Origin of the sequence: Neisseria sp. P0014.S009 (assembly GCF_051958155.1) — a bacterium.
In the GTDB taxonomy this organism is placed as follows: Bacteria; Pseudomonadota; Gammaproteobacteria; order Burkholderiales; family Neisseriaceae; genus Neisseria; species Neisseria flavescens_C.
The window spans coordinates 1-22,471 of sequence record NZ_JBQCVS010000005.1; the positions used below are offsets into that span (position 1 = coordinate 1).

Here is a 22,471-nt window from a genome sequence, read left to right on the forward strand (position 1 = left end):
TGACGATTCAGGTACTGTTCGATCGGTTGCCAGTCAATCACTTGATCCAACTTCAATAGCGGGAAACGGTCGATGTGTTTGGCAATCATGGCTTGTGCAGTTTGCCGGAAGAAGGTACTCATGAAAAATCTCCTAAATGTCTTGGTGGTAATTTAGGGGATTTTGGGGGATTTTGTAAAGGTCTCAAACTGCCTTAGCATTGAATGTCCAGATTCCCGGAATGACGGTTTAGAAGTTACCCTAAACCTCAAAAAAAACCTGCACCTTAATCAGTTGGCGGTTTAGTCCGACTTTTGGGGTGCAGATCAAGCTTTCAGACGGTATTTCCTTTAAAACTTCATTTCAAGCGCGAGGCTGAAGTTCCTGCCCGGTGCGGCATACCTTCCATAGTTACTGTCGCCGCCGTGCCGGTTTGCCGTGCTTTCCGCAGTCTGGCGCAAGGATTCCCAAGTAACGTAGCGGTAGTTGCCGATATTGTAGATAGCCGCCCTCAAGGTCAGCCGTTTTTTCAGATTAAGATAGGCGGAAACATCTGCCGTCGACCAAGCAGACGACGCTCTTTTTGCCGAATATCGTTTTTGATCGCCTGCCAGATAAGCAAGTTCATCAGGGTTTTTCCCTTTGGAATAGGTCAGCATAATGTTTGCGCCCCATTTCCCCTCGGGCTGGTCGTATCCGAACCCCAAAACATAACGCGACGGCTGTACCGCATCCAAAGCATAGCTGCGGAGGGACAGTCCCGGCCGGTTGGATACCGATTTCGGTTTGATACGGTTGTACGCCAAAGTCGTGTACAAACCTTCGGGCAGTTTGTGATACACACCGTTCCAGTCGATTTTTCCCAAGATGTTGATGCCTTGGAGCGACATATTTTGGGCATTGTAATAATCGCGTATATCAATCTCTGTCAATTGTCCTGCCTGATTCGGCAATTTGGTTTTTTGATCGGCAACGGCAATCATATCGGTATAACGGTTGCGGAAGCTGCTGATTTCCAAAAAGCCGAAATCGCCCTTCCACTGCAAACCGATTTCGCGGTTGGCTGCCTTTTCCGATTTCAGGGCAGGACGCTGCCAGCCTTTCGGATAATCGTGATAAATGTCTATCCCGAAAAGTTCTTGGAAGGAGGGCGTTCTGAAGCCGCTGGAGGCGCGGTAAGACAAAGAAAAATGCCGGTTCGGTTTGAACACGATGCCGCTGTTCCACGAACGGTCAACATACCGCCCGCTGCGGACGAGTTCTTCCGACGTGGTAAAGTTTTGCCGGTCGTACCTGCCGCCCAAGCTGAAATCGAAATATTTGCCGATTGAAAAACGGTCGTTCAAAGAAATGTGGATATTGCTGCCGTTGATTTTTCTTGGCACGCATTTGCGGGAACGCAGGGTTTCGATGTAGCCGCAGACCGACCCTTCGACGACTTCGGGCTTACCCAAAAGATACTTGTCTCCCTTATCGGTGTAATCCGAGTATTCCGAAATCCTTGCCGCATTGTGGGAAAGCTGTTCGGGGCGGGAGATCGCTTTGGAAGCATCGTAACCGAAGCCCAAAGTCAGATGGTGTTTCGTCCATTTGTTTTTCAGCGACTTCTCAAACGAGGCATTCAAAACATTGTGCTGTTCGCGGTAGTGGAAACGGTCGCTGCTGTCGTAGGAATACGGCTTGTCTGCCGACGCGCGGCAGGATTTGTCCACGGCAGGATACACGGCGCAATTCAGCTTCAGCGTGTTGTTGTCGGTTGCCACGCCCTGTTTGTCAAACGACAACACCGCCTTGTCCGCCCAATTGTCAGAATACGCTTCGTTTTCATAACGGTACAGCAAACCCATACGGCGGCGGCGGTGATGTTCATCTATAAATTTGGTGCGGGAATATTTCAAACCTATGCCCTTGACCCATTTTTCTTTGTTTTTATCCCACGCTTCTATATTCGGCACAAAATACAAGCCGTCGCGGAAATCGTTGCCGTCGTACACCCCGCTCTTGTCGCTAAACTTTTTCGCCTCGTCCGTACCGTAATACTGTTTTTCCGTCATATCGCGGATGTCGTAACGCTGTTTGGTATCCTCAAACACGCCGCCGACATAATGCCTGCCGCCGAAGCGGTAGCCCAGCTTGGCAAGCCACGAACCGCTGCGGTAATCCATCGGATCGGGCAATATCCTGCCGCCGCCTGTGTACGATTGGGCGGACAGGTTTTCGTGGCGCGCCTGCGCCTCCCGCACCATCGCTTCTTCTTCACTGTTTAAAGCCTGACCTTTTGAACGGCGTTCTTCCACCCAGCGGTTGAGCTGGTTTTTCAAATATTTCCCGTTGCCCGCCAATTTTGCCACAGGCTTGAGCTCACTCTCGCCCTCCGCCAGGAAATATTCCGCCTTTTTATTCGGACTCTGAATATCGTATGTCTGGCGGAACGCGTCCAAACGGTCTATGCCGTATTCCACCCCGTCCGCAATATCGCCGTGCGGGCGCGTTTCCCGCCCTTGGCGTTCGGTTCGGATTAACAGCCCTTCCCAACCGTCCTTACTGAAACCCGCGCCGAGCGACTTCATAAATTGGCGGTTTTTACTGCCGTAGGCGGTTTTTGCCTGTATCCCCCAACTTTTGCCGTCTGAAATCAGGTCTGCCGCCTCTTTGGTGCGGAGGGAGACTGCTCCGCCGAGCGCACCGCTGCCGTGATCGGAAGAACCGGCACCTTTGTCGATTTCTACCGTACCGACGTTTTCATATTCGATTTCGTTGATTGCACCGCTGCCGCCGCGTCCGCCGTATCCGCTCAATGCACCCTGCACGGTAAACGCCTGTATTTGGGCAACACCGTCGACCGAAACCGCCACACGGTTTTTATCCACGCCCCGTATCGAATAACCGCCGCTCGCGCCGTTACCTTGTTCGACGACGGCCACGCCCGGATCGTAGCGCGTCAGGTCGCGGATACCGAGTACCTGTTCTTTGTTCAACGTTTCCGACGTTTTGACGATTTTGCCCAAACCGGTCGCCTCTTTCGATCGCCGTCCCACTTTGGCGGCACGGACGGTAATCTCCTTCAATGATTGACTTTGCGCCGCATCAGATGCCGCTGTTTCGGGGTTTGCCGCATATGATGGGAAAGCGGCTGCAATGGCCAAGGCGGTCAGGGTAAGCGGGAATGTATGCCTTCTGTTCATCGTGTTGCCTCCTTGTCATCTTTCTTCGCACCAAATACCACACCGATTTTTTGTTGGGGTTCGGCAAAGCTGCCGCCCAATTCCGATGCATGAGGTCCGTAAAAGCCCCCTGTTACATGAAGGTTCTCGGCTTTAAACGGTTTGGAGGATGTTGCACCCCTGCCAAGCAGGTCGATACCTGTATCACGGGTACGTGCTGCTGCATGGAAACCGTTGTGCTCAATAATACCGTTTTCAATATAGAAGGCAGGTTCTACACCATTTTTCTCCATCAGGGTGCCGGAAAGGGACTTGTTGGCAAAGTTAACGTCGAATTCGGCTTTTGCCGCTTTATCCGCATGGTTATCCCATTGGATCGGCGCGCCGATACGGGCTTCCCATGAACCTCTATAGTGGACATTCCCAATTTTGGGGATGTCTGCCTCGGAAGTGCGGATACCTTTTATGAAAAGGTCGATATTCCTGTATGCAGAAGCGGGTTGGACAGGTGATTTTCCATCCGTGCCTACGCTTTCCGCGTTGTTTCCTTCATTTTTTCCTGCTGTATTTGCTTCCCCGTTATCTTCCTCTGCCGGCAACTCGGAAGAAGCATGACCGTCATCGGTATCATTTTCCAAACCGTCTTCACCGTCTTCAGGCTCTAAACTTTCATTTTCATCATCAGGTCCCGCGCCTTCATGATCGGAATCTTCGTCCTCTGTTGCAGTCGGTTTGACGACGGGACGGTCGGTTTGCATCCGTCCGATTTTCACATAGTTCAGAAAATCGCAGCAGGTTCGGATTGTCGTTTTCCTGCCGTCGGCAAGAACGATGGTTTGAGTATCTTTGACCAAGGAGATTTCACGCCCTTCGACAAGGAGTTTGTCAGGATGGGCAAAGTCGGGCATAGGCTCGGCAATAAACGGACGTGCCTTAGGATCGGCAGCTTCGTCGGCGGCAATTTTCAGCGAATCCAAGATTTTGGTATGCGTTTCAGACGGCACGGAGCTATTTTGTTTGCCTGCGAATACGCCGAATACGCTTTTGTCGTTGCTGATAAACCGTCCGGCAAGCTCTTCTCCGTTATCACCGAAAAAACCGCCCTCAAGCCGCTGATCGGCATCGGCATGGAAAAACAAATGCTCCTTACCGGCATGTTTTTCCGCTAAATCAGGATTGACCTTGGCACTGCCGATAAAGCGGTTGCCGTCCAATTTTGCAGTAATGTTGTAAATGATCAGCGGCTTTTTAGGTTCATCTGGATTATTCTTATTTTGCACATACTGATTTTTAATCAACTTACCTTCCAGGTTTTTTTTGTCGAAATTAACCGTATATTCGGCAGGATGTTTTTCCCTGTCGTCGGCATCCCTAGCCGCATAAGAAGTTGCACCAATATTATTACCATAATATGTGTTATAACCCAAATTCTCACTGGCAACCGCCTGACCTGTCCGATGACGTTTGGCATCGGTCATATATTGCCAGTTACCGGAATATTTCACCGTTCCCGCGCTCGGTAAAGATTGGGAGGGATGTTCTCCGGAATAATATACAAACCCGTCATAACCAAACCGGTGGGTAAACCGCTTACCACCTGAGTTCTGTTTGATTTCGTCTTCTCCTGTTTGAGTATAAACATATCCGGCCCGGACATATTTATATTGATACACAGCATCTTTTGAATCGGACGTGTAGATTTGTGCATTAGGATGCCGTCCTTTGATTTCCTTTTTAAGTTTGTCGACCTGTTCTTGCGGCGTACCGTCTAAAAACAGGATATCCTCCTCTTTAAGCGGCAGATACTCCTCTGCCTGATGCTTATCGGGAATTTCCGTACCGTCTTTGTTATAAAAAGCAATATTCCGCCTTGGCAACCGCATTGCCGCACCGACGGCGGGCTGGTTGACCGGCGTGGTTTCTATAGAAGGTTTGGCAGGAGCCGGAGCAGGAATATCCTCAGGCTTGGAAGGTTTGGAATCTGACGGGGTTTGCGCGGTCGGCGTTGATTCGACAACAGGCTGCACGCCGAAATTGCCGCCGATACAAGATGCCAAAAGTAAGGGCAACAAGACAATGCCGCCATAATTCGGCTTACACATCCCTACTTTTCCTCTATTTGATTAATAATAATTATCATTATATTAATATGCACAGATAATATCAACCCGTTTTTATAGTGAATTAACAAAAATCAGGACAAGGCGACGAGCCGCAGACAGTATAAATAGTACGGAACCGATTCACTTGGTGCTTCAGCACCTTAGAGAATCGTTCTCTTTGAGCTAAGGCGAGCCTACGATGTACTGGTTTTTGTTAATCCACTATACATCCCGTCATTCCCACGAAAGTGGGAATCTAGAACGTAAAATCTCAAGAAACCGTTTTACCCGATAAGTTTCCGCACTGACAGACCTAGATTCCCGCCTGCGCGGGAATGACGATTCATATAGTGGGAGACCTTTGCAAAATCCCCCAAAATCCCCTAAATGTCTTGGTGGGAATTTAGGGGATTTTGGGGGATTTTGCAAAGGTCTCAGGTTGAAATCGATGCGGGTGATGAGGCTGTGTTCGAGTTCGGGATCGGAGAGGCTGTGCCATTGTCCGAGCAGGACGGCTTTGAACATGGATAACAGGGGATAGGCGGGACGGCCGCGGTGGTCTCGAAGGTAACGGGTTCTTTGACGATTCAGGTACTGTTTGATCGGCTGCCAATCAATCACCTGATCCAACTTCAATAGTGGGAAGCGGTCGATGTGTTTGGCAATCATGGCTTGTACGGTTTGCTGGAAGAAGGTGCTCATGAGAAATCCCCTAAATGTCTTGGTGGGAATTTAGGGGATTTTGGGGAATTTTGCAAAGGTCTCGGCCTTAAAGAGGGTAGGTATAAAAAAAGGGGGGTGGCTTTCGGCCACACCCAAACACACACACATCAAGAGGAAAGAAAAATCATTTAATAAGAGAGCTGGCTCTTATAGAGGAAAACTGGAGGATTCGGGCTTGGCCCTGAAGCATCGAAAGGCATTATAAATGAAAATAGGGTCAGGGTATTGATACAGGTCAATTCGGGTTTGATTTAGAAAATATATTTTTAGAATAGTGGAAATAAATTAAAAATAAGGTTTGATTGTGAATAAAAGTCATTAGGCCGTCTGAAAGAATTGGTTTCAGACGGCCTGATTGGTTTGAAGGCTACTACTTATATATAAATAAAGTATTAAGCCAAACCTTTATCTTTGGCTTCTTGTAGGCGGGTCTCAAAGTTGCTGAGGTTGACGCCAGCCTGTTCGGCTGCGGCAACTACTTCGGCTACGGATGCGCCGTGTTGCACTTGATGATAACCCCAAAGCAGGGAGCAACGTGTGCCGGTACGGCAGAAGGCAAGAATGGGAGCCGGAGATTGTTGCAACAGATTTTGGAAGGCTGCGACATCGGCTGCGTTGATTTGAGGCGCGACAACGGGCTGGTGGGAAAATTGGTTGATGCCGGCCTCTCTAAACCAGTTTTGTACTTCGGCAAAAGCCGGTTGGTTTTCTTCTTCGCCGTCTGGGCGGTTGCAGATAACGGTTTGGATGCCGAGACGTACGGCCTCTTGGACATCGGCTTCGGTTAGTTGGGGGGCAATATAGAGGGAGTCAGTCAGTTTACGGATGGGCATAGTTTTTCCTTTCTTTATATTGAGCGGATATGTAGATTTCAGACGGCCTAGGAAGTGGCAGGCCGTTTGAAGTTTTATTTAATGATTGTACAACCAGTTTTCGAGTTTTTGGCGATCGGTAATGTGCAGCAGGGCGGTATTGGCTTCTGCTGCTTGAACTGTGATGCTGGTTTCGCGCAATAGGCCTTGGCGGAAGAAATGGATGGTGGTGCGCGTGCCGATAGGCAGTTTGTTCCACTGCGCTGCAAGGTCGTTGCAGGCATAGCCGCCTAAGGCGATGATTTTGTCTTGCGGGCAGAGTCCGGCATTTTCTGCGCTGCTGCCATTAAATACATGAGTCAGGACAGCATGGTCGCTACTTTGTTTGAAACGTGCGCCCAAATCGTTGGCGGGGGCAACCGATTGTGGTTCGCTGGCAAATGCTCCGCCGTGCTGGCGTGGTAGGGGAATAAAGTCGAGTTTGACACCTACGCTTTGCAGGCATTCTGCGAGCGGAAGATCATCGGTGCTGTATAAGGCCGTCTGAAAGAAGGCCTCCAAATCCAAGCCTGTGATTTCTTGGCAACGGAATTGCCAGTGTTTTTCGGGTATGCCTTGATAGGTGTCGCACCAGTCGCGATAGTGTTGCTGCATTACGCTGTCGAGGGTGTATTTGCCTTGGCTTTTTTCGCGGATGATGAGGTCGAGGCAAAGTGCGGCCAGTGCGCCTTTTTGATAGTAGCTGACGATGGCGTTGGGGCTGTTTTCGTCTTGTTTGTAGAATTTGTCCCATGCGCTGAAACTGGATTGGGCAAGTGTTTGTTTCAGACGGCCTTGTGTCTGCTGTACGCGAGTGATGCTTTGTGCAAGCAGGGTAAGGTAGGCTTCGGGGCTGATGGTTTTGCTTCTGGCAAGAAAGAGGTCGTCGTAGTAGGAGGTAATGCCTTCAAATGCCCAAAGTTGCTCGGTATAGTTTTCTTGGTCGAGGTTGTAAGGTGCGAATACGGCCGGTTTGATGGATTTAACGTTCCATGCGTGGAAGTATTCATGGGAGAAGAGGCCGAGTAGTTCGGTATAGGCTTTGTCGGCTTCACCCATATCGTAAGATGGCAGACTGTGGCGGTCGGCGAGTAGGGCGGTGCTGCTGATGTGTTCCAGTCCGCCATAAAGGTTGTCGCCCAGATGTAATAGGAAAAGGTATTCGGTAAACGGGGCAGGGGAAGGGAACATCGCCAACTCGGTTTCGCAGATTTTTTGAATATCGGCGAGGAAGCGGGTGAGGTCGAAATCGGGGTAGATACCGCTTAATGCAATACGGTGGGGAATACCTTGTGCTTCAAAGTCGAGGAATTCGATGATGCCTGTTTCAACAGGGTGATCAATAAGCTCGGCATATGAGGCCGTCTGAAAAGTGGTCGCCGAAATTTGTGGCAGGGTTGTGGCTATCTGCCATGTGTGTGGCAGGATAGGAAATTCGACTTGGTGCGGTTGTTCCTCTTGTCCGTGTACTTTTAAGAATAGGCATGCGCCGTCGAAAAAGCCGCGCTCGGTGCTGAGGAACGAGCCGCGAACTGATAAGTCGAATGCGTAAACAGTGTAGTAAATTTCCCACGCTCCACTGAGAGCAGGGGTTTGCCAATGGTTTTTGCTGGTTTGTGTCAGCGGCTGGGCTTTGCCGTTGCAGTGCGCGTTGATGTGTGTGATGTGGCGGGCAAAGTCACGGATGAGGTAGCTGCCGGGAACCCAGTTTGGTAGGCTGATTTCTGTTTCAGAATCATCAGTTTGAGTGAATGATAAGGTGATGTGCCATTCATGGGACAGAAAGTTGGGAGTAATTTTGTAATTAATCATGGCTATTGGTTAATTTGCTAAAGTTTATTAAGAATAAGGGGGTTTAAAGGGTAGGCTTAATCTATATCAATAAAACTGTATGAAAAAGGGGGCTTGAAAAAATACCATGTCCGATTTAATGCGTATGTTTTAATAATTTATTGATTATAAAAGAAATGAATTTATGTCTTGCTAAATATTTTATGCAATGTGGAATGTAATTTTGCTTGGCATGTTGTGGTGTCTATGTTAAATTTAGAAAAATTTGAGCCTTGGCCGTATTGCGCTTTTCATAAACGTAATGGTTGAGGTGAGATAAAAATTTTTTATACCCATAATTTATGGAGACTTCCATGGACACACAAACTTATAACTACAAAGTGGTGCGCCAGTTCGCCATCATGACTGTAGTTTGGGGTATTGTGGGCATGTTGGTCGGCGTTATCGTCGCTGCCCAGCTTTTTGCTCCTGCCCTCGATTTATCCAATATCGGACCTTGGTTCCACTTCGGCCGCCTGCGTCCTCTGCACACCAATGCGGTTATTTTTGCATTCGGTGGTTGCGGTTTGATCGGTACATCATACTACGTTGTTCAACGTACATGTAATACCCGTCTGTTTGGCGGTTGGCTGCCTGCATTTACCTTCTGGGGTTGGCAGGCTGTTATCGTGGCTGCGGCCATCAGCTTGCCTATGGGTTACACCCAAGGTAAAGAATACGCCGAGTTGGAATGGCCTATCGATATTTTGATTACGCTGGTGTGGGTTGCCTACGCTATCGTATTCTTCGGTACGATTGCTAAACGTAAAATCAAACATATTTACGTTGCCAACTGGTTCTACGGCGGCTTTATCTTGGCCGTTGCGCTGTTGCACATCGTCAACAATATCAGCATCCCTGCCGGTTTGATGAAATCTTATCCGGTTTACGCAGGTGCGATTGATGCGATGGTTCAATGGTGGTACGGCCACAATGCGGTGGGCTTTTTCCTGACAGCCGGCTTCTTGGGTATGATGTACTATTTCGTACCTAAACAAGCAGGCCGTCCGATTTACTCTTACCGCTTGTCCGTTGTCCACTTCTGGGCTTTGATTTTCACTTATATGTGGGCTGGTTCTCACCACTTGCACTACACTGCATTGCCTGACTGGACTCAATCTTTGGGTATGGTATTGTCTTTGATCCTGTTTGCGCCTTCTTGGGGTGGTATGATCAACGGTATCATGACTCTGTCCGGCGCATGGGACAAACTGCGTACCGACCCGATTTTGAAATTCTTGATCGTTTCTCTGTCTTTCTACGGTATGTCTACCTTCGAAGGCCCGATGATGTCTATCAAAACCGTTAACGCTCTGAGCCACTACACCGACTGGACTGTTGCACACGTTCACGCCGGCGCATTGGGCTGGGTGGGCTTTGTAACCATCGGTTCCGTTTACTATATGATTCCCCGCTTGTTCGGCAAAAATGAAATGTACAGCACCAAATTGGTTGAGGCGCATTTCTGGATCGCGACCATCGGCGTGGTTCTGTATATCGCTGCAATGTGGATTGCCGGCGTAATGCAAGGTCTGATGTGGGGTTCTTTGAATGACGACGGCACGCTGACTTATTCCTTCGTTGAATCCGTAAAACGTACCATGCCTTACTACATGATTCGTTTCACCGGCGGTCTTCTGTACCTGAGCGGTATGTGCATCATGGCATATAACGTTTACCGTACTGCTATCAGTGGTAAAGCAGTTGATGCTGAGATTCCTGCGGTTTCTCAAACTCAACACCACTAATGACAAGAAAGATAGGCTACCAAAATGAAATTACAACAATTAGCTGAAGAAAAAGTCGGTGTACTGATTGTATTCACCCTGCTTGTAGTCAGCGTCGGCCTTCTGATTGAGGCTGTTCCGCTGTTCTTCACCAAGGCAGTTACCGAACCTGCACCTGGCGTGAAACCATATAACGCCCTGCAAGTGGCCGGTCGCGATATTTATGTACGCGAAGGCTGCTACAACTGCCACTCTCAAATGATTCGTCCATTCCGTGCAGAAACTGAACGTTACGGTCATTACTCTGTTGCCGGTGAGTCTGTTTATGACCATCCGTTCCAATGGGGTTCTAAACGTACCGGTCCGGATTTGGCTCGTGTTGGCGGCCGTTATTCCGATGAATGGCACCGCATCCACCTGCTGAACCCGCGCGACGTTGTGCCGGAGTCCAATATGCCTGCATTCCCATGGCTCGCACGCAATAAAGTCGATGCCGAGGCAACTGTGGCGCATATGAAAGCCCTGCGTAAAGTGGGTACACCTTACAGCGATGAAGAAATTGCCAAAGCACCTGAAATGCTGGCTAACAAATCAGAGCTGGACGCTGTTATTGCCTATCTGCAAGGCTTGGGCTTGGCATTGAAAAACGTAAGGTAACATCATGGACGCTAACTGGGCTCGCTCGCTCTTTACTGTTTGGGTATTTATCAGCTTTATTTTAGTTCTCTATATTGTGTTCAATAGACGCAATAAGAAAAACTATGACGATGCTGCCAGCAGTATTTTCGATAATGACGAACAAAGGCCGTCTGAAAAGGACGATCAAGCTCAGTCAGTCTGTGATCACGGAGCAAAATAATGAACACAACATCCCAATTTACCAGTAGTTTCTGGAGTATATATATTGCCGTTATCGTCGTGCTCAGCTTCATCGGCCTGGCTTGGCTTCTGCTTTCGCAAAACGTTGTGAAACGCCCTAAAAAAGGCGAAGAAGTAAAAACCACAGGTCATGAGTGGGACGGCATTTCGGAGTACAACAATCCTCTGCCACGTTGGTGGTTTTGGCTTTATGTCTGCACATGGCTGTTTGGCGTCGGCTACCTGATTATGTATCCAGGTATCGGCGATTACAAAGGCCTGTGGGGCTGGAGCAGCCATGGTCAATATGAAGAAGAAGTTGCCAAAGCCAATCAGCAATACGGTAAAGTGTATGCTAAATTTTCCAATATGCCGATTGAGAAAGTGGCTAAAGACCCTGAAGCCCGTGCTATTGCACAAAACCTTTTCAATACCTACTGTATCCAATGTCACGGCTCAGATGCCAAAGGCTCCAAAGGCTTCCCGAATTTGACCGACGACGATTGGTTGTGGGGTGGTGAACCTGAAAAAATTCAGGAAACCATTGAAAAAGGCCGTACTGCCTCTATGCCGGCATGGGGTCCTGCTTTGGGTGAAGAAGGCGTGAAAAACGTAACACAGTATGTTATGTCTCTTTCTAAACCTAAGGGTCAATATGACGAAGAACGTGCAGAGCGTGGTAAAGCCCTGTTTAGCGGCCCACCTGCCAACTGTTTCACTTGTCACGGCGACAAAGGTCAAGGTATCCAAGGCCTTGGCCCGAATCTGACCGACGATGTATGGTTGTGGGGCGGTACTCAAAAAGCGATTACCGAAACCATTACCAACGGCCGCAGCAGCCAAATGCCTGCTTGGGGTCACTTCCTCGACAAAGACAAGCTGCACATCATGACCGCTTATGTTTGGGGTTTGTCCAACAAAGACGGTAAAAAAGCTCCTGCTAAAAAAGCCGAGCCTGCTCCGGTAGCTCAACCTGCCGATGCTTCTGCTCCGGCGGCTGCTTCTGCTCCTGCTGCCGATAAAGCTGCTTCAGATACTAAAGCTGCTCCGGCTGCTGAAGCCAAACCTGCTGAAAAAGCAGAAGCGGCTCCGGTTAAGGTAGACGGCAAAGCTGTTTTTGAAGCCAACTGTAAAACATGTCATGGCGGTATGATTCCGGGCGCACCTGTTGTCGGTAAAAAAGACGACTGGGCTCCTCGAATTAAGCAAGGTAAAGATACTTTGCACAAACACGCGCTTGAAGGTTTTAATTCAATGCCTGCCAAAGGCGGCAACAGCAGCTTGAGTGACGATGAAGTGAAAGCGGCTGTAGACTTTATGGCAAATGAGTCCGGTGCAAAATTCTAATTTTGAGTCGGATTGAAAAAAAAAGCGTACCTAACAAGGTACGCTTTTTTATATTTGATAAAACCAATAAGAGAAGACATATCAAAGAGGTGAAATATATAAGGCCGTCTGAAACATTCAGACGGCCTTTGTTCTTGGTTCAACCAAAATTAATCAATCCAAAGTGGACGTACTGCGTTTCAGGAACCATTCGCTGAAAGGCCACTCGACACTGTCGAGTAAGTTTTTGGTAATTAATCCCAATTCCGTATCGCCTTCAATTTGCAATTTACGGTTGAAAAATAAGGTATCGGGGTCTTCCTCGCGCATCATCATGCGCATGAAGTCTATACCGTTGGCGGCCAGCCTCAGATCGGGGGCCCCGCTGAAGTTGTCATCCAGGAATTTTTCCGTATTGGCACTAAACCGCACTTTAATGCCGGCATCCAAAACTTCGATTTCGAATTTTCTTCCGGCAAAAAGTTCCATATCGGCAGGCAGTAAACCTTTTTTCAGCATGGTATTCAATACGGAGACCAAAACAAAGCGTGGAGGTTTGCCGGGAAGTTTGGTACCGATTTTTGCCATCCATTTGGGTAATATGATTTCAGGCAGCGCCATAATATGCCTCCTTCACGGTTTCAATACCGGGCTGACCGCGCCAATAGCCGTCAACCAGTGTTCCGGTAGTCAGTCGTTCCAACTCGGGGCGGATATCTTCCCATGTGGCTTTTCCGTCCAATACATCGCGGTGAATTTGGATAATTTCAGCCATGCTGTGCATTTGTGGCGACAGTCTGAGCATATTCACGCCGATTTTATTCAAGTCTTCATGGTGGGGCAGTAGGTTTTGGCAGCCGTAAGACATGGTTTGGATGCCGTTGATGGTGAGAAACGGCTGGCCTTCTCGCGTATTCATAGCCATACCGTGCTCATGATCGAGGCAGCGGAACTCGCAACTGTCTTTATTCAGATTGTAATGGCGGGCGGTAAAGCAACGTGATGAATAGGCGAGCGGCATTTTACCCCAAGCGAAGAGTTCGGTTTCAATGCCGTCTGAAGCCTTAATAATTTCGGCAACCTTATCGCGGCTCAGCTCGGACGGTGCAATCCAGCGGAATGCCCCTAATTTTCGGAATACGTCCAAAGTGGTTTCGTTGTAGATATTTAGGCTTGCACCGGCAACAAAAGGAATGCCATGTTCGCGTGCCAATTTAACCGCCCCCATGTCGTTGGCTTCAACTTTAAACTTTCCCTGCTCCGTGATTTTGCGCAGGCGTTTCAGATCGGATTCGCTTTCGAGCAGGACTTGTGAAGAAAGAATAATCTCCTTACCGCTTTCCGCCAAGTCTTCAGCCAGTCCGAACCAGTCGGCAAAGCGCATTTTCTGACGGCGTGAGCAGACTACCTCACCTAAATAAACAGTGTCCAACGGCGTATCCAGCATGGAAACGTAAAATTCCAGTAGGGCTTCTTTTTGCCAGAAAAATAAAATAGGGCCCAGCGACAATTTCAATGAATTCATTTTCTTCCCCTTATTTCCATGGGCGGTTGTATGCGCCCAAAGTTGTCTGATGACCTTCCGAAACTTTGCTCAAGGCATTGTTCCAGGACGGATTGACTTTGAAATGCGACGGGTCGGCTGCGGCTGCATTCAGTGCTTGGCGCAGGGATTTGGTTACTTGCGCCGTATACATCGGACTGCGTTGGCGTCCCTCGATTTTGATGGCGGACACACCGATTTTGATGAGTTCGGGCAACATTTCCAAAACATTCAGGCTGGTCGGTTCTTCCAAAGCATAGTAGGTTTCATCATTGACTTCAAAGCGGCCTTTGCACAAGGTTGGATAACCTGCCGGTTCATTGGGTTTGTATTGGTCTATCAATACCTGGTTTAGACGTACGTTCATGCGGTCGGGCAGTTGTTCCCAGCGGACGGATTTTGCCGGAGAGCAGACACCTTGCATATTGGGCGATTCGCCTGTTGCATAGCTCGACAAGATGCAACGGCCTTCCACCATCACACACAAACTGCCGAAGCCAAAGACTTCAATTTCCACATCAGTATTGTCAATTACATGTTTGACCTGATCGATGGTCAGCACGCGCGGCAAAACGGCACGACGGATGCCGAACAGCTCTTTCATCATATTGATGGCTTCGTAATTGGTGGCCGAACCTTGTACTGACATATGCAGGCGTAAATTCGGATGTTTGTCTGCCGCATACGCCATGATGGCGGGGTCGGCAACAATAATCGCATCGGCACCCAAATCCGCCGCCGTATCCACAGCAGCATGCCAACGCTCCACTTGGCCGGCTTGTGCGAATGTATTGATGGCCATCAGTACATTGCGCCCGCGCGCATGGGCGTAAGCTACGCCTTCCCGCGCAGATTTCATGTCGAAATTCAGTCCCGGAAAGTTTCGTGCATTGGTCGCATCTTTCAAACCCATATAAACCGTGTCCGCACCGTTGTCCACAGCGGTTTTCAGTGCAGGCAGGTTGCCGGCGGGGCAGACCAATTCTGGAGTTTTCTGCATTTTGTGTTCCTCGTCTTGATGATAACCTCTATCGGGTTAATCAATATTTTGTAGAATTCCGGATATTTTATGGATTAATGACACAAGATATGCTGACTTAAATCAAATCGAGAAATTCATGTTGACGTAGGCATGTTGTTTACAAAATCTTAACAGACGTTGTTTTTTATATATTTCATGTGCTTAAAAATTTTGATGACGGATTTTGTTTCAAAATCGGCTTATGTTTTTAACTATCGCATTTATTAATTTTTACAATAATGGCGATAGAAAAATGAAAAAAGGCCGTCTGAAAATCTGGTTTCAGACGGCTTTTCGCTTTAAAGGGGTAGATTTAAGAGAAACCCAAGCGTTTATCGGGTCGGGTAAACACAAAAATAAACAGAGAAGTTAACGCGCCCAAAGTATCGGCAAGCATGTCTTTTTGCGCGTCCCAAATATCGCCTTGAGAACCCAAGAATTCCAGTCCGGCTTCTCCGCCGTCAATGACGGCATATTGCCATTCGATGATTTCATAGGCGGCAGCCACACTCATGATGAAGAACAGCCCGAAAAACAAAGCCAGCGGCAGATTACACAGCCTGCGGCGCAGCAGCCATTCGGCCATCGGGTAGGCATAAAAGCCGATGATGTAGTGGGCAATACGGTCGTAATGATTGCGGTTTTCGCCCAAAATTGGTTCAAAAAAGCGGTTGATGGATTCAAACGGTACATCTGCAAAAGTATAGTATGCACCGATTGAATGCATGATCAGCCAGAAACTCATGAATAAGTAGGCCAGGTTGCTGAAGCGGAAAATGCGGTAGGTGGCAACCAGAAGGAAGAATACGGATGCTACGGGGATGATTTCGGCGTACCAGACCGCGCGGTCATGAGGATTAATGCCTGACCAAACAATGAGGGCGAAGATAATCGTAGCAAGAAAAATGGGAAAGATTGGAGAAGGTTTATTCATGTTGTGTGTGTAATAACAATGGTTGCGTATTGTATAACGAATTGGCAGGGCTGGCAGTTTCATACATTCAAGGCCGTCTGAAAACATCTTTCAGACGGCCTGAAGTTTAGCCGTTCCAGAAATAACGGGTGATGTGGAAAAACACCGGTGCAGCAAAGCAAATCGAATCCACGCGGTCAAGCATGCCGCCGTGGCCGCGTATCATATTGCCCCAGTCTTTGACACCATAATCGCGTTTGATGGCAGACATAACCAGGCCGCCAAAGAAGCCCATCAGGCAGACGATAAAGCCAATAACGGCCGCTTGGCCGTGGGAGAACGGCGTAATCGGCGCCATCAACGCGGCAATGGCAGTGGCCGACAAAATACCGCCGACAGTGCCGGAAATGGTTTTTGACGGCGAAAGCGAAGGCATGATTTTTGCACCGCCAATCAGTTTGCCCCAAACGTATTGCAACACATCCGATACTTGAACCACGCCAATCAGGAAGATCAGTAATAGGATATTGTTGCCGTTGTCGAAGCCGTCCAAGTCCAGAAACATCAGCGCCGGAACATGGGACAGACAGAAGATGCAAATCATCGCCATCCATTGTGTTTTGGCGGCGCGTTCCAAAAAATGCGCGGTTTGGCCGCTGAGGCTGGCAATAATCGGCAGTATCAAAAAGCCGTAAACCGGAATAAAAATGCTGAACATGCCATACCAGCCGTCATAGACGAAATAGTATTGCACCGGCAGCAACAGGTAAAAGCAGACCACCATGCTGTAATAGTCGCTGCGGCGGCGATAGACGAGGGTCATAAACTCGCGCAGTGCGGTAAATGAAATCAGGAAAAACAGTACAACCGTCCCGATTTTTCCGAACCAAAACGCGCCCAGCAACACCAGCGTCATCAGCCACCATGCGTAAATGCGGGCGTTGAGGTTGGCGATGGTGGCATTATCTGCGCCGTTTTTACGCTTGAGCCATTGTCCGATGATGCTGGCAAAACACAATACGGCAAATACGCCGACAAAAATATAGCTGGCTTGCGGAGTCAGATGAGCGGCGGCTTGTTCGACAATGATTTGTTGGGAAGTCGTAGAAAGGCTCATGCTTGTCCTCCTTTGTTTTGATGAACTTCAGATTCATTTTGGCGAAGCTCGCTGCGGTCGTTTTCAGACGGCCTGAGTGCCAGCAGCGCTTCACGGCTACGTGTCAAAAAGCTGTCTTTGTCTTCGTTTTCCTGCAAAGTAAGCGGCTGTCCGATATGGACTTCACACAAAAGCGGGATAGGCAGGATTTTGCCTTTGGGCAGTACGCGGCTGATGTTGTCTATCCAAATCGGCACAAATTCGGTATTGGGTTTGCTTTTCGCCAGATGATAAATTCCGGACTTGAATGGCAGCAGGATGGTGTTGTCGTCAGTGTTGCGCGTGCCTTCAGGGAAAATAATCAAGGAATCGCCTGCGTTCAGCGCATCTTTCATCTGTTCGGTAATCGCTTGCGGATTATCGCTATGACGCGGAATCAGCAAGGCGTTGAAAACATTTTGAATGATGAAGCGTTTGAGTTTGCTCGTCAGCCAGTAATCCGAACCGGCGACAGGGCGCGTGGACAAGCGCCAGCGGCGGGGCAGGGAAATCCACACCAGCACAAAATCGCCATGGCTGCCGTGATTGGCGTAATAGACCTTTTGGTGCTGATTGAATGTCAGCTCGCGCGGGCTTTTGGGGCGTACGCCCGTAAGAAAAGAGACCGACAGACATAAGGCTTGGTCGGTCAGCCAGGCAAGTTGTTTTTTGAGGAAGTTTTTCATTGTTTCTGCCTTTTGAAGTGAGATACCGCTCTAGATCTGGTTTGGGTAAATTAGCAAAAATAATCAAATGCTTTGGATAAGCAAAATTAAAAATTGTGCGACGGTCAGGTATAAGCTTTTGCGCCATAAGGAAAGTGCGCCGTTTATCCGTTGGGTCAAAGTACGGCTGCCTGAAATTTGACGCAAACTGTTTTGCTGTAAGGCGTGGTCGAAGTCTTCAGGAGAGTAGCGGTTGTCGGCAAAGTCTTGGAACACGCGACGGTCGAAGTGAATGCGGATATGGCAGTACAGCAAAACTGCTGCCAAGACAAGTTGCACCGCAAACCATGCGCCGCCATATTTTGCCGAAAAGGCGAGCAGCAAGGCATTGCAGGCGGCAACATAATGTGCGGTAGAGAGCAGGTGGGCAGTAATACGGCTGTCGGTTGCGTTGTCCATCATTATCCTTGTTTTAAACGGTTGGCCGCAGCTTCAACTGCTTGGGCGGTGGCCGGCGATAATACCATTTGCGGCCGAGCCTGTTTGAGTTCGGCCTTCGCTTGCGCCAAGTTTTTGCAGCCACCATAGACCAGCAGCCACGTCAGCACCACTGCGGCACTTCTTCCATAACCCAAAGCGCAACATACCAGCACTTTGCCGTGTTTTTGGTGTAAGGTTTCCAATATCAAGGCCGTCTGAACCAAATCGTTTTCAGACGGCGTTACCATATCCAGTAAAGGCAGAGCGCGATATGCTCCCTGATAGCTACGGCAGGGATATTCGGCGCATACATCCAATACGGCAGGCAGATGGTTTGAAATACCCAAAACGCTGCCAATCCATACATCATTGCGGACTTGTGCCGTTTTCGCCTTACCGCGTAACCAATACGCCATGTTTAGCCGTACGCCCACCAGATAAGGCAATAGTAAAACCGTCGCTGCCGCCGATAATTTACCGTTAGCCTGTTTTTGGAATATGTTTGCATTCCCAGTCAAATAGGCAAAGGCCACCATCAGCAAAGACACGCTAATCCATATAAACCACAGCCACACGCCACCCAGCAGCGCAGGTAACGCCGTCAAACACGCGCCAAGCAAATACAGCAGCGCAATCTTTCTTGAGCGTACATCATTTGAGCTCAGTCTTAACGGCGAAGTCATCTGACGCGGAAAAGCCCACAACACCAGCCAGCCGAGCAATGCACCGGTCGGCACGTCAATAAAATGATGTTGATAAGTCGTCAGTACCGACAAGGCAATCAGGCTTTGCCATAAGAAAAGCGGCAGGCGGATTTTGGGAAAGCGTGTCCAATAAAATGCACCCACGATAATCGCCAATGCAATATGCAAAGATGGCGCTTGGTTGTACGGCAAATCAAACGCAGCCAATGAATCAAACAGCCAGCCTGACAGCCCATCAGCAGGCGGTTTAGGCCACCCGAAACGCAGCGGAAACAGCACAAAGCAAGCAGTCGCAATCAGTTGAGCGGCTACAAGGTGCGCTACATATCGGTTTTGTTCTTGTGTATCACGGCAAAGAAAAAATGCCGCGGCATACATCAGGTTTAGCGACCAATAAGGCACAATCGTCCATGCCCAAAACGGGATATTGCTCTCCCATGCAAAAGCAATTTCAGGCACATAGTCCAGCGACGCTGCGTAATGATTGGACAAGCCGTAGCTGGTGTAGAACAGGATACCGACTAAAATCAGCTTGAGTAGGGAGGTTTTGAGGGTGGGTTTCATGGACTTATTTTGGACATCTCAATTCATCGCCGTATTGATCGGAGCGAAGGCAGGATAAAGCGTTTTCTTTTGGATGGTAGCGGAATTCCTGCCACGGACCATCTGTTGAAACGGCTCTCCAGTGATGCTGTGAAGATTGGTATTCAGTCAACGTCCCATTTGCATCTTTGGCACAAAAATTCTTCGCCATGCCGACGGCCAACATACCGCGTTGTTTATTGGTTGGTATTGTGAATAAGGGGATAAGCTTAGATACATCGGCATTTCGGGCAAATTTCATTTTGACGTAGCCGTATCCTTCATTAGATTCAATGATCAAAGCTGATAAGGGCTGCCCAAAAGCAACAGAATTTTTCAATTCAATAGTGAATGCCTCACCATCTGACGCTGTCTGCTTGCTGTGGCTTCGGGCAACGGATGCGCGGTATTTGGCAGGCAGTTTGCCGATGTCGGACTTTCCATAAGGCAAGGCTTCAGAATCAAACGTACAACCCTTCTTCATAGATTGCAGCAAAAGTGTCCAGTCAACCGCATCGGCATAGCAGACGGATGAAAAGGTAGAAACAAGTAGTAATGCAAGTAGTTTTTTCATTATGAAGTTTCAATTTATTAAAATTTATACAAGCGTAATCACTTTTCCCGAGAATTTCTTTGAATGGCTAGGAGTCATACTAGATGAAATTCTTATCTACTACTGGTACTCCTGCAGACTATGTTGTTTATCATAATGTGACAATGGTAAAAAACTGAATATCGCTATAAATTTGAACGTCACGTAAATGTGGTAGGGTATTAGTGATATATGTAACTGTTTTATCTTTAAAAACTGCGGACCTATTCGTATTAGCTGTTAATTTTAGATGAACGGTTTAAGCTTTATTGAGGCCGTCTGAAAACAGACATAAAGTTTCAGACGACCTTTCGTTGTTTTATCGATTGCCAGACAAAACTAAAAATTTTTGCATATTTCAACCGCCATTTTGCACACGAAGAAATCCAAAAAAATTCTTCTGTGTGCGAAACAACGGTAATTGATAAACTGCTCTTTTTATTTCTTCACTGCCAAACTCACGGTGAAAATACCGTCTTCGTCTATCCATTGATGGATTTTTTCAAAACCGGCCTTTTCAACCAACTGATCCATTTCCTGCTGACTGCGGCGGCGCATTACCCAGTTTGGGCTGCCTGCTTTGTGGCTGGTCAGGGCGCGGGCAATCATTTCCAGTTGCGGATGCCAAGGCTGGCCGGTGTAAATCAGGTAGCCGCCAGTTTCAATGGCTTCGCCGAAGCCGTAGAGTGAGTTCAAAATCAAATCGTTGTCGGCAAACAATTCGTGCAGGCCGGAGACGATGCCCAACGTTGGACGCGGCTGCAAATCGTGATAATTGGCGCAGTCGTAAGCATTGACTTCATTGAAGGTTACCGTGTTTTGCAAGCCGCGCTCGGCAATCAGCTTGCGACCGGCTTCGACATTAATCGGGCTGTAATCGCGCAAGCGCACGGAATCAGGCAATGTGTCGGCAGTCAGGGCATCCAATACATAGCGGCCATGACCGGATGCAATATCCAAAACGTGTACAGGTTTCCCTGCTTCACGCAGTTTGGCTGAGGCCGTCTGAATGGCTTTGCCGATATTGACTTTGCGTTGGCGGATGCCGCGCCAGCCGATGGCATTGAGATAGTATTTGTCCACCCATACACCGAAAGCGTTACTGCCTTGCGGTTGATTGCGGTAGACGTAATCCAGCGTGCTGCCTGAATCAAAACCTGTTTCTTGACCGATTCTCAAGCCTTCACTCCAGCGCGCACCCAGTTTGAGCGAGGCACGATATATTGCCCAAAATGCGCTGCGAGGCGTACAAACAGGCAAAGGCGTAGCCAGTTCGTCAGCTTCACGACGGCTGTCTCCAAATAAGTGCGCTTGAGTCAGATCGACTTGTTGTAAAGGCTGATTGAAACGCTCGCGGATAAAACGGCGCATTTCTACAAACGCGATTTCACGGTCTTGCTCGCCTAAAGTATCGTGGTAGAAACCTGGCAGGATATGGCGCTCTTTAATATGGCTGCCCAAACGATTGTAGAAATCGTGTTGCGGTTTGTGATGAACGACCCAATCGCTGCCTGAAATCAACAGTTGTACAGGCGTAGTAATCGCTTGTGCATCGGCGACTACACGTTCGGCCGCCTCATATAAACCCAGCAGAATGCGCACAGAAATGGCGCGGGCAATAAGCGGGTCATTGTCGTAGCTTTTTTGACGTTCGACATTGTGGGTCAGATAGTGGGCTTTGACGTAGCTGTTGACAAAGAAATTGCCGCGCCATTTTTGCATGAGTTTCAAACCGGTACGGGCAAACGGAACATAGAGTTTGACTTTGAACGCAGGCGAAGCCAATACAGCGCAACGGATTTTCGGTGCGTAATCGTGCAACCAAGTAGAAACCAATACCGCGCCGACACTTTGCGCAATCACGCAAATGTTTTCAGGTTTGATGCCGTATTCGCTTTGGATGTGTCGGATAAAATCATCTACGTCTGAAACCGAAGTGCCAATACTCGGACTATCGCCGCGTTCACCGGGGCTGTAACCATGACCGCGCGCGTCCCAAGCAAAATAGGCAAAATCGTTGAAACCCAGTTCATCCGCCACAAACATCATTCGGCCGGAATGCTCATGTCCGCGATGGAACAGCACAATGGCTTTGTCGGAAGAACCATCGGCAGCAGGGCGATAGCGGTAGAAAAGCGAAGTACCGTCTTGGGTAGAAAAGTATTTTTGCTGTTCGGACATGAGAAACTCCTAATAGTCATATTTTTTGAACAGTATCATGACATATCGAATAAATGCAATGATTATCCGATGGACGGACGAATGCAATGATGGGG

Annotated in this window: 18 protein-coding genes and 1 pseudogene; 4 read left to right on the forward strand and 15 right to left on the reverse strand. The window is 48.5% G+C overall.

Annotated features, from left to right (window positions below):
- Positions 1 to 329 precede the first annotated feature (329 nt).
- The 5 genes and pseudogenes from ACTHS4_RS05185 to ACTHS4_RS05205 form a co-directional block, all read right to left on the reverse strand.
- Positions 330 to 3,164, reverse strand: a complete 2,835-nt coding sequence (locus tag ACTHS4_RS05185) for a lactoferrin/transferrin family TonB-dependent receptor (protein WP_060975174.1) — start codon at positions 3,162 to 3,164, stop codon at positions 330 to 332.
- Positions 3,161 to 5,245 carry a transferrin-binding protein-like solute binding protein gene (locus ACTHS4_RS05190; protein ID WP_049328591.1) on the reverse strand — a complete coding sequence of 695 codons (2,085 nt, stop codon included), beginning with the start codon at positions 5,243 to 5,245 and terminating at the stop codon, positions 3,161 to 3,163. Before ACTHS4_RS05190 ends, ACTHS4_RS05185 begins: the two co-directional genes overlap by 4 nt.
- A 435-nt stretch (positions 5,246 to 5,680) precedes the next feature.
- Positions 5,681 to 5,947 (reverse strand): annotated as a pseudogene (locus ACTHS4_RS05195) (transposase); the annotation flags it as partial.
- A gap of 413 nt (positions 5,948 to 6,360) precedes the next feature.
- Positions 6,361 to 6,801, reverse strand: a complete 441-nt coding sequence (locus ACTHS4_RS05200) for a TIGR01244 family sulfur transferase (RefSeq protein ID WP_070825939.1) — start codon at positions 6,799 to 6,801, stop codon at positions 6,361 to 6,363.
- A 78-nt stretch (positions 6,802 to 6,879) separates the two neighbouring features.
- Entirely contained in the window at positions 6,880 to 8,631 is a 1,752-nt protein-coding gene (locus ACTHS4_RS05205; protein WP_070825940.1) for a M61 family metallopeptidase, read from the reverse strand.
- A 332-nt stretch (positions 8,632 to 8,963) separates the two neighbouring features.
- Between ACTHS4_RS05205 and ccoN the strand changes: the two genes are divergently transcribed.
- From ccoN to ccoP, 4 genes are read left to right on the forward strand one after another with little or no spacing between them, the layout of a single operon-like run.
- Positions 8,964 to 10,397: a cytochrome-c oxidase, cbb3-type subunit I gene (gene ccoN, locus ACTHS4_RS05210; RefSeq protein ID WP_003748780.1), complete on the forward strand. Its 1,434-nt coding sequence runs from the start codon at positions 8,964 to 8,966 to the stop codon at positions 10,395 to 10,397.
- A gap of 24 nt (positions 10,398 to 10,421) precedes the next feature.
- Positions 10,422 to 11,033: a cytochrome-c oxidase, cbb3-type subunit II gene (gene ccoO, locus ACTHS4_RS05215; RefSeq protein ID WP_003748778.1), complete on the forward strand. Its 612-nt coding sequence runs from the start codon at positions 10,422 to 10,424 to the stop codon at positions 11,031 to 11,033.
- Between the two features lie 4 nt (positions 11,034 to 11,037).
- Positions 11,038 to 11,235, forward strand: a complete 198-nt coding sequence (locus ACTHS4_RS05220) for a cbb3-type cytochrome oxidase subunit 3 (protein ID WP_440365576.1) — start codon at positions 11,038 to 11,040, stop codon at positions 11,233 to 11,235.
- The gene (gene ccoP / locus ACTHS4_RS05225; protein ID WP_084824547.1) at positions 11,235 to 12,581 is read left to right on the forward strand and encodes a cytochrome-c oxidase, cbb3-type subunit III; all 1,347 of its coding nucleotides are present in this window, start codon (positions 11,235 to 11,237) and stop codon (positions 12,579 to 12,581) included. The genes ACTHS4_RS05220 and ccoP overlap by 1 nt, the downstream gene beginning before the upstream one ends.
- Before the next feature lie 153 nt (positions 12,582 to 12,734).
- On the opposite strand, the gene ubiT is transcribed toward ccoP, so the two are convergent.
- The 10 genes from ubiT to ACTHS4_RS05275 form a co-directional block, all read right to left on the reverse strand.
- Positions 12,735 to 13,181 (reverse strand): ubiquinone anaerobic biosynthesis accessory factor UbiT, encoded by a 447-nt coding sequence (gene ubiT, locus ACTHS4_RS05230; RefSeq protein ID WP_063075590.1) that lies wholly within the window; start codon positions 13,179 to 13,181, stop codon positions 12,735 to 12,737.
- Complete coding sequence (locus tag ACTHS4_RS05235; RefSeq protein ID WP_070825942.1) at positions 13,168 to 14,085, reverse strand: U32 family peptidase; 918 nt, start codon at positions 14,083 to 14,085, stop codon at positions 13,168 to 13,170. The genes ubiT and ACTHS4_RS05235 overlap by 14 nt, the downstream gene beginning before the upstream one ends.
- A 10-nt stretch (positions 14,086 to 14,095) precedes the next feature.
- Positions 14,096 to 15,103, reverse strand: coding sequence for a ubiquinone anaerobic biosynthesis protein UbiU (ubiU, locus tag ACTHS4_RS05240; protein WP_070825943.1), 1,008 nt, complete (start codon positions 15,101 to 15,103; stop codon positions 14,096 to 14,098).
- A 334-nt stretch (positions 15,104 to 15,437) separates the two neighbouring features.
- Positions 15,438 to 16,058, reverse strand: coding sequence for a DUF2238 domain-containing protein (locus tag ACTHS4_RS05245; protein ID WP_070825968.1), 621 nt, complete (start codon positions 16,056 to 16,058; stop codon positions 15,438 to 15,440).
- Positions 16,059 to 16,164: 106 nt separating this feature from the next.
- Positions 16,165 to 17,154, reverse strand: coding sequence for a phosphatidate cytidylyltransferase (locus tag ACTHS4_RS05250; RefSeq protein ID WP_070825944.1), 990 nt, complete (start codon positions 17,152 to 17,154; stop codon positions 16,165 to 16,167).
- A complete protein-coding gene (locus ACTHS4_RS05255) occupies positions 17,151 to 17,858 on the reverse strand; it encodes a lysophospholipid acyltransferase family protein (RefSeq protein ID WP_371460387.1) in 708 nt (235 codons plus the stop codon). The genes ACTHS4_RS05250 and ACTHS4_RS05255 overlap by 4 nt, the downstream gene beginning before the upstream one ends.
- 63 nt (positions 17,859 to 17,921) lie before the next feature.
- Positions 17,922 to 18,296, reverse strand: coding sequence for a hypothetical protein (locus tag ACTHS4_RS05260; RefSeq protein WP_070825945.1), 375 nt, complete (start codon positions 18,294 to 18,296; stop codon positions 17,922 to 17,924).
- Positions 18,297 to 18,298: 2 nt separating this feature from the next.
- Positions 18,299 to 19,585, reverse strand: coding sequence for a phosphatase PAP2/dual specificity phosphatase family protein (locus ACTHS4_RS05265; RefSeq protein ID WP_070825946.1), 1,287 nt, complete (start codon positions 19,583 to 19,585; stop codon positions 18,299 to 18,301).
- Positions 19,586 to 19,589: 4 nt separating this feature from the next.
- The gene (locus tag ACTHS4_RS05270; protein ID WP_070825947.1) at positions 19,590 to 20,177 is read right to left on the reverse strand and encodes a hypothetical protein; all 588 of its coding nucleotides are present in this window, start codon (positions 20,175 to 20,177) and stop codon (positions 19,590 to 19,592) included.
- 456 nt (positions 20,178 to 20,633) lie between these two features.
- Positions 20,634 to 22,376, reverse strand: a complete 1,743-nt coding sequence (locus ACTHS4_RS05275; RefSeq protein ID WP_070825948.1) for a bifunctional alpha/beta hydrolase/class I SAM-dependent methyltransferase — start codon at positions 22,374 to 22,376, stop codon at positions 20,634 to 20,636.
- Positions 22,377 to 22,471 lie beyond the last annotated feature (95 nt).

Coding starts and splice junctions, on each gene's coding strand:
- ACTHS4_RS05185 (WP_060975174.1), bottom strand. CDS start 3,164: ATGAACAGAAGGCATACATTCCCGCTTACCCTGACCGCCTTGGCCATT.
- ACTHS4_RS05190 (WP_049328591.1), bottom strand. CDS start 5,245: ATGTGTAAGCCGAATTATGGCGGCATTGTCTTGTTGCCCTTACTTTTG.
- ACTHS4_RS05200 (WP_070825939.1), bottom strand. CDS start 6,801: ATGCCCATCCGTAAACTGACTGACTCCCTCTATATTGCCCCCCAACTA.
- ACTHS4_RS05205 (WP_070825940.1), bottom strand. CDS start 8,631: ATGATTAATTACAAAATTACTCCCAACTTTCTGTCCCATGAATGGCAC.
- ccoN (WP_003748780.1), top strand. CDS start 8,964: ATGGACACACAAACTTATAACTACAAAGTGGTGCGCCAGTTCGCCATC.
- ccoO (WP_003748778.1), top strand. CDS start 10,422: ATGAAATTACAACAATTAGCTGAAGAAAAAGTCGGTGTACTGATTGTA.
- ACTHS4_RS05220 (WP_440365576.1), top strand. CDS start 11,038: ATGGACGCTAACTGGGCTCGCTCGCTCTTTACTGTTTGGGTATTTATC.
- ccoP (WP_084824547.1), top strand. CDS start 11,235: ATGAACACAACATCCCAATTTACCAGTAGTTTCTGGAGTATATATATT.
- ubiT (WP_063075590.1), bottom strand. CDS start 13,181: ATGGCGCTGCCTGAAATCATATTACCCAAATGGATGGCAAAAATCGGT.
- ACTHS4_RS05235 (WP_070825942.1), bottom strand. CDS start 14,085: ATGAATTCATTGAAATTGTCGCTGGGCCCTATTTTATTTTTCTGGCAA.
- ubiU (WP_070825943.1), bottom strand. CDS start 15,103: ATGCAGAAAACTCCAGAATTGGTCTGCCCCGCCGGCAACCTGCCTGCA.
- ACTHS4_RS05245 (WP_070825968.1), bottom strand. CDS start 16,058: ATGAATAAACCTTCTCCAATCTTTCCCATTTTTCTTGCTACGATTATC.
- ACTHS4_RS05250 (WP_070825944.1), bottom strand. CDS start 17,154: ATGAGCCTTTCTACGACTTCCCAACAAATCATTGTCGAACAAGCCGCC.
- ACTHS4_RS05255 (WP_371460387.1), bottom strand. CDS start 17,858: ATGAAAAACTTCCTCAAAAAACAACTTGCCTGGCTGACCGACCAAGCC.
- ACTHS4_RS05260 (WP_070825945.1), bottom strand. CDS start 18,296: ATGGACAACGCAACCGACAGCCGTATTACTGCCCACCTGCTCTCTACC.
- ACTHS4_RS05265 (WP_070825946.1), bottom strand. CDS start 19,585: ATGAAACCCACCCTCAAAACCTCCCTACTCAAGCTGATTTTAGTCGGT.
- ACTHS4_RS05270 (WP_070825947.1), bottom strand. CDS start 20,177: ATGAAAAAACTACTTGCATTACTACTTGTTTCTACCTTTTCATCCGTC.
- ACTHS4_RS05275 (WP_070825948.1), bottom strand. CDS start 22,376: ATGTCCGAACAGCAAAAATACTTTTCTACCCAAGACGGTACTTCGCTT.